The sequence below is a fragment of the Bacillus sp. AFS023182 genome, from assembly GCF_002560575.1.
Classification (GTDB): domain Bacteria; phylum Bacillota; class Bacilli; order Bacillales; family Bacillaceae_G; genus Bacillus_A; species Bacillus_A arachidis.
Genome location: NZ_NTRO01000001.1, coordinates 96,106 through 110,154 on the forward strand (window position 1 = coordinate 96,106; position 14,049 = coordinate 110,154).

Annotated in this window: 18 protein-coding genes; 9 read left to right on the plus strand and 9 right to left on the minus strand. The window is 35.1% G+C overall.

Features of this window, described 5'->3' with window-relative positions; genetic code table 11:
- The first annotated feature begins 9 nt into the window (after positions 1-9).
- The 7 genes from CN288_RS00475 to CN288_RS00505 all read left to right on the plus strand — a co-directional run bounded on the left by CN288_RS00475 (position 10) and on the right by CN288_RS00505 (position 4,317).
- Complete coding sequence (locus CN288_RS00475; protein ID WP_026592812.1) at positions 10-1,110, plus strand: GerAB/ArcD/ProY family transporter; 1,101 nt, start codon at positions 10-12, stop codon at positions 1,108-1,110.
- A gap of 58 nt (positions 1,111-1,168) precedes the next feature.
- Complete coding sequence (locus tag CN288_RS00480) at positions 1,169-1,684, plus strand: PCYCGC motif-containing (lipo)protein (protein ID WP_026592813.1); 516 nt, start codon at positions 1,169-1,171, stop codon at positions 1,682-1,684.
- A 121-nt stretch (positions 1,685-1,805) separates the two neighbouring features.
- The gene (locus CN288_RS00485) at positions 1,806-2,054 is read left to right on the plus strand and encodes a YhdB family protein (protein ID WP_090694542.1); all 249 of its coding nucleotides are present in this window, start codon (positions 1,806-1,808) and stop codon (positions 2,052-2,054) included.
- A gap of 133 nt (positions 2,055-2,187) precedes the next feature.
- A complete protein-coding gene (locus CN288_RS00490; protein WP_170833699.1) occupies positions 2,188-3,039 on the plus strand; it encodes an LCP family protein in 852 nt (283 codons plus the stop codon).
- Between the two features lie 141 nt (positions 3,040-3,180).
- Positions 3,181-3,600: a disulfide formation protein C gene (locus tag CN288_RS00495; RefSeq protein WP_026592816.1), complete on the plus strand. Its 420-nt coding sequence runs from the start codon at positions 3,181-3,183 to the stop codon at positions 3,598-3,600.
- A gap of 12 nt (positions 3,601-3,612) precedes the next feature.
- Positions 3,613-4,032 carry a thioredoxin family protein gene (locus tag CN288_RS00500; protein WP_098301672.1) on the plus strand — a complete coding sequence of 140 codons (420 nt, stop codon included), beginning with the start codon at positions 3,613-3,615 and terminating at the stop codon, positions 4,030-4,032.
- 72 nt (positions 4,033-4,104) lie between these two features.
- Entirely contained in the window at positions 4,105-4,317 is a 213-nt protein-coding gene (locus CN288_RS00505; protein ID WP_018782370.1) for a DUF1540 domain-containing protein, read from the plus strand.
- An 89-nt stretch (positions 4,318-4,406) separates the two neighbouring features.
- Here CN288_RS00505 and CN288_RS00510 read toward each other — a convergent pair whose 3' ends face one another.
- The 3 genes from CN288_RS00510 to CN288_RS00520 form a co-directional block, all read right to left on the minus strand.
- Entirely contained in the window at positions 4,407-4,679 is a 273-nt protein-coding gene (locus tag CN288_RS00510; RefSeq protein ID WP_026592818.1) for a hypothetical protein, read from the minus strand.
- Between the two features lie 269 nt (positions 4,680-4,948).
- Complete coding sequence (locus CN288_RS00515) at positions 4,949-5,710, minus strand: L,D-transpeptidase (protein ID WP_026592819.1); 762 nt, start codon at positions 5,708-5,710, stop codon at positions 4,949-4,951.
- 115 nt (positions 5,711-5,825) lie between these two features.
- Entirely contained in the window at positions 5,826-6,692 is an 867-nt protein-coding gene (locus CN288_RS00520; RefSeq protein WP_026592820.1) for an SDR family oxidoreductase, read from the minus strand.
- A 231-nt stretch (positions 6,693-6,923) separates the two neighbouring features.
- Between CN288_RS00520 and CN288_RS00525 the strand changes: the two genes are divergently transcribed.
- Positions 6,924-8,225 (plus strand): NCS2 family permease, encoded by a 1,302-nt coding sequence (locus tag CN288_RS00525; protein ID WP_098301673.1) that lies wholly within the window; start codon positions 6,924-6,926, stop codon positions 8,223-8,225.
- A 43-nt stretch (positions 8,226-8,268) separates the two neighbouring features.
- Here CN288_RS00525 and CN288_RS00530 read toward each other — a convergent pair whose 3' ends face one another.
- The 3 genes from CN288_RS00530 to CN288_RS00540 all read right to left on the minus strand — a co-directional run bounded on the left by CN288_RS00530 (position 8,269) and on the right by CN288_RS00540 (position 10,028).
- A complete protein-coding gene (locus tag CN288_RS00530) occupies positions 8,269-8,502 on the minus strand; it encodes a hypothetical protein (protein ID WP_231503957.1) in 234 nt (77 codons plus the stop codon).
- A gap of 84 nt (positions 8,503-8,586) precedes the next feature.
- Positions 8,587-9,441 (minus strand): patatin-like phospholipase family protein, encoded by an 855-nt coding sequence (locus CN288_RS00535; RefSeq protein WP_090694528.1) that lies wholly within the window; start codon positions 9,439-9,441, stop codon positions 8,587-8,589.
- A 125-nt stretch (positions 9,442-9,566) separates the two neighbouring features.
- Entirely contained in the window at positions 9,567-10,028 is a 462-nt protein-coding gene (locus tag CN288_RS00540; RefSeq protein WP_026592824.1) for a MarR family transcriptional regulator, read from the minus strand.
- Positions 10,029-10,178: 150 nt separating this feature from the next.
- Here CN288_RS00540 and CN288_RS00545 point away from each other — a divergent pair, with 150 nt between their 5' ends.
- A complete protein-coding gene (locus tag CN288_RS00545; protein WP_098301674.1) occupies positions 10,179-11,387 on the plus strand; it encodes an MFS transporter in 1,209 nt (402 codons plus the stop codon).
- Positions 11,388-11,600: 213 nt separating this feature from the next.
- Here CN288_RS00545 and CN288_RS00550 read toward each other — a convergent pair whose 3' ends face one another.
- The 3 genes from CN288_RS00550 to kdpC form a co-directional block, all read right to left on the minus strand.
- Positions 11,601-12,125, minus strand: a complete 525-nt coding sequence (locus tag CN288_RS00550) for a cupin domain-containing protein (RefSeq protein ID WP_026592826.1) — start codon at positions 12,123-12,125, stop codon at positions 11,601-11,603.
- 119 nt (positions 12,126-12,244) lie between these two features.
- Positions 12,245-13,399, minus strand: a complete 1,155-nt coding sequence (kdpDN, locus tag CN288_RS00555; RefSeq protein ID WP_176527638.1) for a KdpD-like non-kinase potassium sensor — start codon at positions 13,397-13,399, stop codon at positions 12,245-12,247.
- Between the two features lie 56 nt (positions 13,400-13,455).
- Complete coding sequence (gene kdpC / locus CN288_RS00560) at positions 13,456-14,037, minus strand: K(+)-transporting ATPase subunit C (RefSeq protein ID WP_090694524.1); 582 nt, start codon at positions 14,035-14,037, stop codon at positions 13,456-13,458.
- Positions 14,038-14,049: the final 12 nt, after the last annotated feature.

Consider the following 14,049-nt stretch of genomic DNA (forward strand, 5'->3'; position numbering starts at 1 on the left):
GGTGATAAGGTGGGTACGAATAGTAAAGAACTAACTGTCTCCCCTTACTTGATGTTTTTTTTAATTCACTCTCTTCAAGTCGGAGTCGGAATTTTAGGCTATCAACGCATTATTGTAAAAAATGCCGGTTATGACGCTTGGATTTCCCTTATTCTTGCGGGAATTACAACTCACTTTGTATTATTTTGTATGTTAAAAATGTTGGAAAAAGATAACGACCTAATCAATATTCATACAACATGCTTTGGAAAATGGATCGGCTCCTTATTTTCTTTGCTTTTTACAATTTATTTTTTATTATTTTGTCTCACCGTCCTTCGTACATATATCGAAGTAATTCAAGTTTGGGTATTCCCAACCATTAAATTATGGCAACTAACTTTAATATTTTTATTAGTCACTTACTATATTATAAAAGGTGGGTTCCGTTCTGTAACAGGAATGTGTTTTTGGGGAGTTGTACTACCTATATTCGTAATGTTCTTTTTAATTTTCCCAATGGAATATGCACATGTTCGTAATATTCTGCCCATTTTCACTCATTCACCTTTAGATATTGTAAAATCTGCGAAAGACTCTACATTAGAATTTCTAGGATTTGAAGCGCTACTTTTCTTTTATCCACTGATTGAAAAAGGAAAATCTTTAAAGAGGTGGGCACATGGTGGTGCTGCTTTTACAACCATTCTTTATGTAGTTTTAGCGCTTATCTCTTTTATGTACTATAGTGAAGGACTATTGAAACATACAATTTGGCCTACGTTAACGATGTTAAAAATTATTAAAGTTCCCTTTATTCAGCGGTTTGAATATATTATTATTTTTGTATGGTTTATTATCATTTTACCAAATCTCTGTTTAACAGTATGGTCCTCTTGTCAGTCGATGAAGCGTTCATTCCGTATCCCATTTAAAATCACACTACCTTTTTTTATTTTTGTCGTATACATCGCTTCCTTATTTTTTACAAATCGAGAAAGTATCGACACATTAAATATGCTTGTATCCCAAACAGGTATGTACATTTTATATGTTTATATCCCTCTCCTGTTTCTATGGCACTCTATTCGCTGGCGATTGAAAAATAAACAAAACAAAACTTCTACATAGGAAATCACCAGAATATTTGGTACAATTTCACTATCACGAAAACAAAGGAGAAATGCAGATGAAAAAATATCTATTCTCTTTACTCGTAATAAGCAGTCTTGTACTTTCTGGATGCGGTGCAGCCGAAAAGAAAGAATCCTCCGAGCACAAAGAATCTTCCGAACACAGCGAAGAACACGCTTCTCATACTCAGCAAGGTGACATCCAAGAAACGACAAAAGGAATTGACACACTACCAACATTTTTGGACAAACTAGATCCACAAATGAAAGAGATCTATGCAGTTGCAGGGAAAAATGCCGAATTATTAAACTGGATTCCTTGTTACTGTGGATGCGGAGAAAGTGTGGGGCATAAAAACAACAAAAACTGTTTTATTCGTGAAATTAAGAAAAATGGAGAAGTTGTTTGGGATTCTCACGCAACGACCTGTGTAAACTGTTTAGAAATTGCAACCGAATCTGCATCTATGAAGAAAAAAGGAAAATCCACTCTTGAAATTCGAAAATACATTGATAATAAATATAAAGAAGGCTACGCAAAGCCAACACCTACTCCAATGCCAAAATCGTAAAAACGAGGAAATTCCTCGTTTTTTATTTTTCACTCAACATTTTCCATAGCAAATTCTTTCAAGTGTATTTCCTTCTTCTTGTCATACACTATATATAACTCCTCAGTAAGGAGGGTACACAATGCACACATATAACGACTATGATAAAGCTCTCTATTATACGTATTGTTGTAATTGGGACAAGTTGCTTGTTCTAATGGTACAAACTGATGATCATCTATTTTCTAAACGAATTGAGCATTTTTTACATGCTTACCAATATGGAAAAGAACTATCCGAAGTAGATAAACAACTTCAGCTTCTATTTCAATATATCGACCATGCTTCACAAAAATCACATATAGAAGAAATAGATCAAGTGCAAATGTAAATGAAGCGCTATTCTCCTTCCCGAGAATAGCGATTTTTTTGAATAATTTTCCACACCCTTACTCATAATACATATATCAATAATAGTGGATGGACGTGATCATTTGCATAAATCCTGGTACTTATTTCTCTACATGTTTATACTGCTTATCGGCTGTGAAAAAACAAATAACACTCAATCATTTCAAAGCGCAAAACAAGAAAAAGACATATGGAATATCCTAATTATCGGCAGTGATTCACGAGGTGAAAAACAAGCCCGTGCTGATACCATTATGATTGCCCAGTACAATAAAAAAGAAAATACAGCAAAGCTTGCTTCAATTATGCGAGATAGCTATGTAGAAATTCCCTCTTATGATAAAAAATATAATAAAATCAACGCTGCCTATTACTATGGCGGCCCTGAATTATTACGAAAAACAATTAAACATAATTTTGGAATCGATGTTTCTCATTACGTTACGATTGATTTTGAAGCATTTGTTAAAATTGTGGATACCATTGCACCTGAAGGAATTAAAGTGAATGTTACACAAACCATAATCGATGATATGGGGCTGCATGTAAAGCCAGGTTTACAACCTCTTCACGGGAAAGATTTACTAAAATACGCACGTTTTCGCCATGATACTGAAAGTGACTTTGGCCGTGTGAAACGACAACAAGAAGTACTCCAGGCATTGAAACAAACCCTTACTGATAACGTTCACTCTATAGATGGCGTACTAAATTTACCGATAATGGCACACGAACTCTCTCCATATATAGAAACGAATTTAAATATAAGAGCGCTATTTACACTTGGAAATAGTATTTTGTCTAAGCCTATTGATAAAATGGAAACAATGCGAATTCCCATTGATAAAGCATATGAATCGGCTCTTACCAAACATGCTGGTTCCGTCTTAAAAATAAATCAAGAAACAAATAAAGAAGCTATTCAAAACTTTTTTAATGTCACAAAAGTCGTAAATCGCCCTTAAAAACAAGGTTTATACACCTTGTTTTTTTATTCCCAAGTTTTCTTCTTATAAAACTTACCTTGATAAAAATATTTTCTCTTTATTTTCTTGTCCTCTTCATACTATAATTTAGTATGTAACTATTATAAGAGAGGTAAAAACATGAAACGTGAGAAAAAACAAGAATATGCTTTGTTTACCGCTTGGGGAGCTTCGTTTATCGCTACACTTGGAAGCCTATATTTTTCCGAGATCATGAAATTTGAGCCTTGTGTACTTTGTTGGTATCAACGCATCTTTATGTATCCATTTGTTTTATGGCTCGGTATTGCAGTTGTAAAAAAAGACTACCACATTGCTACATATTCTTTACCAATTGCAAGTATCGGTGCCTGTATTTCGCTCTATCATTATGCGATTCAAAAAGTTCCCGCATTCTCAGAGGCAGGAGCTGCTTGCGGACGTGTACCTTGTACGGGAGAATACATAAACTGGTTTGGATTCGTCACAATCCCGTTTTTAGCACTTATCGGATTTATCACGATTGCAATTTGCAGCTTTATTGTAATCAAAAACAAATAGGGGGCTGAAATTATGAAAAAAATGCTTATCTTCGGCGGTATCATTATCGTCTTATTTGCAGCTATTGCCGCTGTCACACAAATGGAAAGTGGCAGTAAAGAAAAACAAGAAAAAAATTACTACACAAATAAAACTACTTCTTCAGACATCCGTAAAAATAACGAAGAAAAGAAAGAACAAACCGTTTACTTCTATCAAACAGGTTGTCACTATTGTGAGAAAGTCTCACCTATCGTTGTTCCAATGGCTAAAGACATGAATATTGATATGAAAGTAATTAATATTTCTAATGATGAAAAATCTTGGGATGATTATAAAATTGAAGGAACACCAACAATTATTCATTTTAAAGATGGACAAGAAGTAAATCGTATTAAAGGTGAGCAACCAAAAGATGCTTTTGAACAATGGTTTAAAGAAAACAAAAAATAAGAAGAAAAGGAAACTCCTTCTATACATGAAAGCTGTGTAAAATCCCACACTAATGTATAAGGAGGGGATTTTATGCCAGAGGTACGCTGTTCTGTGTCCAATTGTTCATTTTGGGGACAAGGGAACTTTTGTCAAGCGAATTCAATCTTTGTCCAGCCTGATGATCAAAACACGAATCAATCAAATGAGTCTTATACAAACTCGGCCTTAACAGGTGAAACACTTGAAAGCTCTGCGTCAACAAGCGTTGAAACATGCTGCCAAACATTTAGACCGAAATATTAACACGCAAATCTCCATCTCCTTTGAGGTGGGGATTTTTCTTTCATAATATGTATCTCTAGGTGTAGGAGCATACGATGAATCATATGCCCCTACATCATAGCAAATCCATATTTCCAAGTATCATGCATCAAGATCATATACACAATCAATATAAAAACGCTTCCAAACATGGTTATCCTGCGGTATATTCCAGGTTCCCCTTCTCTCGCTTCAACAAAGGACCAAATAAAACCAATTAAAAGCACTAAATCAATAAAAGTAATGTAAAAATCAAACATAAATGATACATACAAATAAATAATAAATAAACAATTCGTCAATAAAAAGATTTTAAATGCAAACTGGCTATTCCCTTTCCCCATAACACGCCCGCCCCCAATCTGTACTGTATTATATTCACAAGAACATAATAGTTGCGATTGTATCAACTAATAGAGCCTCTTTAATTTTCCAACGCATACATCGCGGCTATGAAAACGAATAGAGATTCCACTCATTTTCTCGATTTGTTTTAAACACAGCAGGGGGTGGGGCGAAAAAAGCACTGACCGCTTCTCCCCCCTCTATCCTCCAAAGCGAACGGGTTTTATATTGATATAACAAATAAGCTATCGTCTATTTACGATAGCTTTTACGGTACATTATACTTTCGCTTATATATATTACTTAAAATGGAATAAGGCACTTGATCATAACGAACTTTTTCACCTGTTTCATCCAAAATATACAAATTATTACCTATATAATAGTTTCCATTCTTCCCTCGAGAATAAACGGCGTATCGTTCATTCGGCAATACCGTTTTTACTTTCGTAAATTGACCGTTTGGTTCTTGCCAATATATATGCATACGATCCACAAGTGTTAATGTTCCAATTTGTTCTTCTTCTATTATACGTCCATTCCAACTTATAACACGATATCCTAGCTTATGCGCTGCATATTCTGGAGATGTGTAAAACCGAGAAATAATTACTTTTGTCTGTAACGATACCCGATCGTATAACCATTGTATATCTCGATCGTGCATACGAATGCAACCATTTGATTCCCTTCCTCCAATCGTCCCTTCTCGATTTGTACCATGAATTGCATACTCTTTTTCGTTTAAACCGAGCCATCTTGTTCCAAGCGGATTATTCGGCGCACCACCTGGAATATTTTTACGATGATATTCTTTATTTTTATATTTATTAATGATACAAAATGTACCTTCAGGAGTTGGTGTATTACGCCTTCCAGTTGTAACAGGAAACGTTCTTACATAGTTTCCATTTTCAAAAAAAGATAATTGATTTGTCGTAAGATTAATAAGTATTAAATGGTCGCTACTGGCAAAAGTACTGATTGGTAGACAGAAAAAGAGTATTACAACAAAACATACTTTTTTCATTCATATCCCCCCAAGCATCCCCTTTAAAATTGCCCATAATATATGATGGTACAATTAGCTTTTACTATGAGTTCTATTCTTATGAATGAAAATATAAAGCTCTCCCCCCTTATTTTTATCCATTCACAATCACCCCACCATTTATGTGAATCATTTGCCCAGTAACATATGTGGAGTCCTCTGAAGCTAAGTATACATAAGCAGGGGCTAATTCATATGGTTGTCCTGGCCTTTTCATCGGTACATTACTTCCAAATTCCGATACCTTCTTCTTATCGAAACTCGCTGGAATAAGCGGTGTCCAAATCGGGCCTGGCGCAACACCATTTACACGAATTCCTTTTTGAACTAAAGATTTTGCAAGTGAACGTGTAAAAGCTACAATCGCTCCTTTTGTTGCCGAATAATCAATGAGCTGTTCATTCCCTTCATACGCAACGATTGAAGCTGTATTTATAATCACATCTCCCTGCTTTAAATATGCAAGTGCTGCTTTAGTAACGTGAAAATAAGAAAAAATGTTAATACGAAATGTTTTTTCAAGTTGCTGCGCCGTAATGTATTCTAAACTTTGCTGTGGATATTGCTGCGCAACATTATTCACAACAATATTCAGACCATCCAGTTTCGAGGCTGCTTCCTTTACAACTTGCTGACAATGTTGTTCATCGCTTAAATCTCCTGGAAGCAATATGCATTTCACTCCTTGCTCCTCAATAATTCTTTTTGTCTCATTTGCATCTTCCGTTTCATCTAAATAAGCAATAGCGATATTTGCCCCTTCTTTTGCAAACGCAATCGATACAGCCCTTCCAATTCCACTGTCTCCCCCTGTAATAAGCACATTTTTCCCTTTTAACTTTGCACTTCCACGATAATTAGGGTCTTCGTACTTTGGGAGAGGATTCATCATCGATTCAATTCCTGGTTGCCTATTTTGATGTTGTGGTGGTAACGTTAAAAACTTTTTCTGCTCAGACATACGTATTTCAGCTCCTTTTCATTTCTCTTTCTTATGATGTACACAATGCTAAAAAGTACTTATACATGAAAAGCCGAAACATAAAAGTGTTGGTTTGATTAACATTCGAAATTAAGACATAAAATATGGATTGTTATAAACTTTTTTTACGAAACTCTTGCATTACACTTAAAAAACGAATATTATATATAACTGTTGTGACAATCATTCGTAAACAGAAAGGATGTTTATATGTTTAACCTTTCAAAACATAAAACTTCTATTAAAACAGAAATTATGGCTGGTATTATTACCTTCTTAACAATGGCATATATTATCGTCGTAAACCCAGTCATCCTTGGTGATGCAGGTGTTCCATTTGAACAAGCATTTACAGCGACAATTATTGCTGCTGTTGTCGGAACATTATGTATGGCATTCTTTGCAAATTTACCAATTGCAGTTGCACCAGGGATGGGATTAAATGCTTACTTTGCTTACTCAGTTGTAAAAACTCATGAAGGTATGACATTTGCAATTGCTTTCTCTGCTGTATTCGTAGCAGGTATGATTTTAATTTTGCTATCATTAACTTCTTTCCGTACAAAATTAATGGAAGCTATTCCTGAAAACTTAAAGCATGCCATTACAGCTGGTATCGGTTTATTTATCGCATTTATCGGCTTACGTCTAACTGGGATTGTTACGAAACACCCTTCAAATCTAGTTGGGCTTGGAGATCTTCATTCTCCGCCTGTTTTACTTGCATTAGCTGGACTTGCGATTACGTTAGTACTGATGTCTTTAAACGTGAACGGTGCATTATTTATCGGGATGTTATTAACAGGGGTTATCGCTTACTTTACTGGACAATTAACGTTTTCAAACGGCGTTACCTCCCTGCCTGGTTTACCAGAAGGCGTAATTGTTTCTAATCCAATTACAGCAGTGTCTGATGTCATTCACTACGGATTATACGGCGTTGTCTTCTCGCTCTTCCTTGTAACATTATTCGATACAACAGGTACACTACTTGGAGTTGCACAGCAAGGCGGCCTTATGAAAGATGGCAAGCTTCCAAATTCCGGACGTGCTCTTCTTTCCGACTCTATTTCAGCAACGATTGGTTCTATGTTCGGGACAACACCAACAACTGCTTATATTGAATCTTCTGCTGGTGTTGCGGCTGGTGGTCGTACAGGCTTAACAACATTAACTGTTGCGGTATTATTTGCAGTAACTACATTCTTCGGACCACTTGTTGGTGCGGTATCTGGCGTTTCCGCTATTACAGCTCCATCATTAATTATTGTTGGTAGCTTAATGATGGGCGCAGTTCGTCACATTGATTGGGATGCATTTGATGAAGCTTTCCCAGCATTTTTAGTCATTTTAAGCATGCCACTTACATCAAGTATCGCAACAGGTATCGCGCTTGGATTCATCTCATATCCACTTATGAAAATGGCAAAAGGACAATTCCGTGCTGTTCATCCGCTTGTATACGTATTTGGTATTTTGTTTGCTTATCAGTTGGTTTTCATACCACATTAATAAAAAAGCCTTGTTTCACAAAAGTTGTGAAACAAGGCTTTTTCTAATATTCCTTATTCATTTGTAATTCTTTACTATACTTCTGAATCAAAAACGAAGAAATAAACATCACCAGTCCCGCGCTAAAACCAATTAGTTGATCTAATAAAACTTCATCATGAATCATAAAGCGTAATAGAAATACTCCACCAAAAATAATCATTGCCAAATATCCAGTATACCGAAGTCCTTTATATACATTGTCCATATGGATCATTCCTTTAAATAATATATCCATATTATACCACATATTGAAACGGAATAGATTTTATATTCAATCTATTTCAAAAAACAAAAACCTCTTAAAGAGGTTTCACATCTATTAACTTTGTAAAAACGCCTGTAAATCAGCAAATTGTCTCTCTGCATCTTTATATCCTTGTTCATATAAATTTTGCAGTTTTTTTTGATCTTTTTCCATTCGATCCACTTGAAGTGGTACTTCTGGACGAATGACAAATAGATTGCCAGCTAGCTCTTCTTTCTCAATATAATGAAGTGTCTCATTGTATACTTCATAACGAAATAGCATCGTATTGACAAGATTAGGATATTTCTTATAAGCCTTTGCTGCAATCCATCCAAATTTTGATTTTTTCTTAGAATATCCATGATTTCTCGTTAAAATAACAACTGATTTTTCACAGCCATCTTTTTGTGCTTTACGAACTGGAATTGGATCAGAAATTCCGCCATCCAATAATTGTTTACCACGGTAATTTACAACTGGTGCGATAAATGGCAATGAGCTAGAAGCCTGTAATAACGTCAATGCCTCTTCATTCGTACCTTCCTTTTCAAAGTAAACGGGCTCTCCAGTTTCACAATCTGTCGTTCCTACAAGAAAACGTCCTGGACTATTAAAATATGTGTCAAAATCAAATGGAACATGCTTTTCTGGAATTTCACGAAAAATGAAATCCATATCAAATAATTGACGTTTTTTCCATAGATTCTTGTATGATAAATATCTCGGATGTGTTGCATAATCAATATTCACTGTTTTATTTCGATTTCTTTGTCTTGAAAGATACGACGCCGCATGGCACGCTCCTGCTGAAACACCAATAACATATGGAAAATATAAATCCTGCTCCATAAAGTATTCCAGTATTCCACCCGTATATACGCCGCGCATACCGCCGCCTTCTAATACTAAACCCGTATTTTCAAGCATTGTTTCCTCTCCTCTTGATACATAGACTCTTTAAATATTCACATCGTTAAGTATCTCTTTCTATTATATATGAGTCTTTACAAAATCCATATTCAGAAGGCTTAATGCGAGCAAAAATTATTTCTCTACTTTTCTAAATGCGCTCCGACATCCTTTACAAATCTTTGAATCAATGATAATTCCGCTTCTGTATACTGATTCAAAAGGAGCAACAACTTCTCCTCAGCTTGTTGATGAAGTGTCTCATGTGCTATATAAATTTCATTCCCTTTATCTGTTAAACGGAAAAATATTTCTTTTTGATTATCTAGCATTTTCATCTTTTCAACAAATTGTTTATTAAACAGTTTTGTACAAATTTTAGAAATTGCTCCCTTTGTCATTCCCATATCTTCCGTAATCGCTGTCACATTCATTAAAGCTTTTGTTCCTATGCATTGGATTACGTGTAGTTCTGATAGAGACATACCGCTTACACCTGTCTCACGAAGAAAACGCTCATCATTTTCCCTCATATGCTCTTCTTTTTTATGAACAAGTGTACGAATATCCGAAAGTATTTCTATCTGCCTTAATGTACGGTCCAAATCAAATCCCCTCCATAATACTTTTTAAGTTTCCATAGAAACAATTTAAACTATACACCATTTTAAAATCATTTTTTTATCTTTACAAGTAAGAAAATAATGTTAAAATTATTTTAGTTTCCAAGGAAACTAAAATAAGGAGGTTTTACTATGGAACATTCATTATCTTCATCTAAATTAAAATCCATTTTATACATTGTTTGCATAAGTGCTCTATTAGGATCTTTCGCACAAAATATTTACACCCCTATCTTACCAATGATTCAAAATTCCTTTCACACCTCTCTTTATCATGCAAATGTAACTGTTTCAATTTTCACTTTTGTCCTTGCCATTATGCAGCTTATTTACGGACCATTCATTGATACAAAAGGTCGAAAATATATTTTGATCCCCAGCCTATTCATCAGTATAATCGGTGCCATTGGCTGTGCTTTCACAACAAATATTTACATATTTCTTATTTTCAGAGCCGTTCAAGCATTAGGGATAGCTGCCATTCCTATTGTAGCTGCCACTATTATCGGCGACTTATTTGAAGGGAAAGAACGCGGCAAAGCGATGAGTCTTTATCAAATGATACTTGCCCTCGCTCCTGCTGTAGGTCCTCTCATAGGTGGCTATCTTGGAAACATAAATGGTCACGTATCTATTTTCCTATTCTTATCTACAATTGGTGTATTCCTTTTAATTGCCAATATGACATTGCTACCAGAAACAAAACCCGCTATACCTAAAACGGCTAAAAAAGCAAATCATTATTGGAGTATTTTAAGAAATAATACTGGATTTTCTATCACGGTTATTGGCTTTATGCAGTTTTGTATTTATTTTTGTTTCCTCGTTTTTTTACCTAGCATACTCACAAATTTATTTCATCAAAATACAGGTGAAATTGGACTTATGTTTGTACCAATGTCCTTATTTATTATGCTAGGAAGTTATTGCTACAAGTTCTTACAAATATTACTCTCAACAAAACAGGCTTTACTTATTACTAGTTTTTTTAATATCGCATGCGTTATTCTATTCTCTTTCATATATCATATGAGTATACCAATGCTTATCGCGGCTACATCCCTATACGGTTTTAGCATGGGATTATCTATGCCAACTCATACAACTTTATTAACAGAAGAATTTATAGAAGAACGAGAAACTGCCATTGGAATCTATAACTTCATTCGTTATATTGGCATGGGTACAGGACCAATTGTAGGTGGTTTTCTATTATTTAATCAAAATTACTTTTGGATTTTCTTTACAGTGGCAATTCTTTTTCTAATCGTGGTGTTATATGCGATAAACAAGCTAGCTCCTCATCCTGCAAGAAACGCAGAAACTCAAAAGGCTAAATAACAGGCAAAAAAAGAATGTCTAAAAACAGCTCTTCAACTGCATTTAGACATTCTCTCTTATATGTAGTCTTGGAATACAGTTTGATTAAAAACACCTCACAAACTCTTATTTTAAAGTACATAAGAAGAATTCATTTTGAAAAAGTTGATCAAAATGAATTCTTCTTCAGATGATTTTATCCAAGATGATAATTTTTAATCGATGAATTATTAATTAGTAATAGCGGTGTCCTTCAGTAGACATGGCAATTGCTTTTGTTTCATGAACTGTACCATATGGATGCTCTGGCGGCGCATAAATAGCGTAAATTTTAAGTGGTATATTACCCATATTGGTTACATTGTGCCATGTTCCAGCAGGTATCATAATCGCATAACCATCATAGGCCATTTCTTGAAAATCTAATTTATCTTTGCTATCACCCATTTGAACAAGTCCCTGTCCTTCTTCAATACGTATGAATTGATCAGTTGTCGGGTGAACCTCTAAACCTATGTCATCTCCAACATTAATACTCATCAGCGTCACTTGCAAATTTTTCCCTGTCCATAAAGCGGTGCGGTAGGTATTGTTTTGCTTAGTAGCTTGGTCAATATTCACTACAAATGGTTTTGGTCCATAATCTGTTAATCTGTTGCTTCTGTAATAAGGATTCCAATTATAAATCCAATTGTTGTTACTCCAGTTTCTATACATTGGATTTTGCCATTGATAGTGATACCATGATTTATGGTACATATTCATGCTCCTTTCATGATTTCATTTATCTTTTATCCTATTCCGTTTCCTAATTATGGGGATGCAAAATGGGGGAAATGGGCGTAATACATTATCAAACTTTATTTCAAAGAAACACTTTATCCTCTCTGATCAGCCACAATATGAATATCAATATGCTTCGTTTCCCTCATAATTTCATTGACAATTGATCCTTTTCGAATTTCTTCCCATCTTGTTCTTGCTGATTGGCCAAGTAAAATTTGTGTGACTTGCAATCGTTTCGCTACTTCAATAATGACATCTGCAGGCTTTCTTCCTTTCGCTTCTTCTAACAAGAAAGTAGCATGAAATTGATTCGTCAACGACTTCCACTCATCAATTGTTTGCTTTTTACTTGCCGATAAGGATTCTATATTTTCTCTTTCAACGTTGAATACATATAATTCAGCGTTTAATCGATCTGCCATACGCCAACCACGCCGTATTAATTTCTCTGCCGTTGAGCTATATTGCACACAAACGAGGATTTTTTCTTTTACACCTATTGGCTCTGTCACCGACTGACTCATTTTATCGTCCATATCGTCTGCAACTTCACGAAGGGATAACTCTCGTAAAGCACCTAAATTATTAACTGTAAAAAAATTTTGCAAACTTTGCTGAATTTTTTCTTCTTTATATATCTTTCCATCTATCAATCGTTTTCTCAAAACTTCAGGGGTCACATCAACAAGTTGAATCTCATTTGCTTTTTGTAAAATAAAATCAGGAATACGCTCTCGGACTTTTACATTCGTTATCTGCTCCACAATATCATGAACACTCTCTAAATGTTGAATATTAAAGGCTGATAATACTGATATTCCTGCCTCCAATAGCTCTTCTACATCCATATAACGCTTTTTATGTTTTGATCCAGGTACATTACTATGTGCCAATTCATCTACAACAACAACTTGGGGTGCTCGTTTTATAATCTTATCTACATCAAGCTCATAAAATATCCTCCCTTTATAACTCATTTCTTTTAAAGGGATTTTCTCTAAATCTGAAATTGCTTCTTCTGTCTCTTTTCTTCCATGTGTTTCAATTAAACCTATTACAATATCAATCCCCTCTTTTTTCATCTCTTGTGCATCAAACAACATTTTATAGCTTTTTCCTACTCCTGGAGCAGCACCTACATACAGCTTTAATTTCCCGCGATTTTGCTCTCGAATATACGCTAAATACTCCTCTGGCGTCCGTCTTTGAAATGTTGGTTTATAATCATCTGCATACATTACGCGCACAACCTTTCCTAGTAAACAGCAATACCCCAATCGATTAGATTGAGGTAGCAACGGTACTATTTCATTATTTTCTGTAACTCCAAATTTAGTTTCAAGACGTTTACACGATCCTCTCCAAATAAACCTAGTGCAGCACCTTCTGTTTGATCTTTAATTAATTGATTCAGCTTTTCTTTCGGAATATTCGTTAATTTTGAAATACGATCAACCTGTACGTAAGCTGCCTCTGGGCTAATATCAGGGTCTAATCCAGAACCTGAATTTGTCACTAAATCCATCGGTACTTCTGTAACTGGAACAGCCCCATTTTTCTCCTTCCAATCCGCTACACTTTTTTCTACACGTTTTACTAAATCAGGATTAGATGGTGCATAGTTATTTGATCCTGATGCTTCTGCTTTATATTCTATACTAGAGACACGCCCATGAAAATAACGCGGGTCTGTAAAGTTTTGACCAATTAATTTTGAACCAATCACTTCATTTTTCTCATTATATATAAGACTTCCATCTGCATTATCCTTCATCACTGCTTGTGCAATTCCAGTTACCAGTAGCGGATATAAAAGCCCACATAGAACAAGAAATGTAAAGGTAACACGAATGACCGGTGAAAGTATACTTTGTTTTTTAGCCATCTTCTTTTCCCC

Bases quoted from the DNA above. Each gene is read 5' to 3' on its own strand.
- CN288_RS00480 (WP_026592813.1), top strand. From the start codon at position 1,169: ATGAAAAAATATCTATTCTCTTTACTCGTAATAAGCAGTCTTGTACTT.
- CN288_RS00485 (WP_090694542.1), top strand. From the start codon at position 1,806: ATGCACACATATAACGACTATGATAAAGCTCTCTATTATACGTATTGT.
- CN288_RS00490 (WP_170833699.1), top strand. From the start codon at position 2,188: ATGTTTATACTGCTTATCGGCTGTGAAAAAACAAATAACACTCAATCA.
- CN288_RS00495 (WP_026592816.1), top strand. From the start codon at position 3,181: ATGAAACGTGAGAAAAAACAAGAATATGCTTTGTTTACCGCTTGGGGA.
- CN288_RS00500 (WP_098301672.1), top strand. From the start codon at position 3,613: ATGAAAAAAATGCTTATCTTCGGCGGTATCATTATCGTCTTATTTGCA.
- CN288_RS00505 (WP_018782370.1), top strand. From the start codon at position 4,105: ATGCCAGAGGTACGCTGTTCTGTGTCCAATTGTTCATTTTGGGGACAA.
- CN288_RS00510 (WP_026592818.1), bottom strand. From the start codon at position 4,679: ATGGGGAAAGGGAATAGCCAGTTTGCATTTAAAATCTTTTTATTGACG.
- CN288_RS00515 (WP_026592819.1), bottom strand. From the start codon at position 5,710: ATGAAAAAAGTATGTTTTGTTGTAATACTCTTTTTCTGTCTACCAATC.
- CN288_RS00520 (WP_026592820.1), bottom strand. From the start codon at position 6,692: ATGTCTGAGCAGAAAAAGTTTTTAACGTTACCACCACAACATCAAAAT.
- CN288_RS00525 (WP_098301673.1), top strand. From the start codon at position 6,924: ATGTTTAACCTTTCAAAACATAAAACTTCTATTAAAACAGAAATTATG.
- CN288_RS00530 (WP_231503957.1), bottom strand. From the start codon at position 8,502: ATGGATATATTATTTAAAGGAATGATCCATATGGACAATGTATATAAA.
- CN288_RS00535 (WP_090694528.1), bottom strand. From the start codon at position 9,441: ATGCTTGAAAATACGGGTTTAGTATTAGAAGGCGGCGGTATGCGCGGC.
- CN288_RS00545 (WP_098301674.1), top strand. From the start codon at position 10,179: ATGGAACATTCATTATCTTCATCTAAATTAAAATCCATTTTATACATT.
- CN288_RS00550 (WP_026592826.1), bottom strand. From the start codon at position 12,125: ATGTACCATAAATCATGGTATCACTATCAATGGCAAAATCCAATGTAT.
- kdpC (WP_090694524.1), bottom strand. From the start codon at position 14,037: ATGGCTAAAAAACAAAGTATACTTTCACCGGTCATTCGTGTTACCTTT.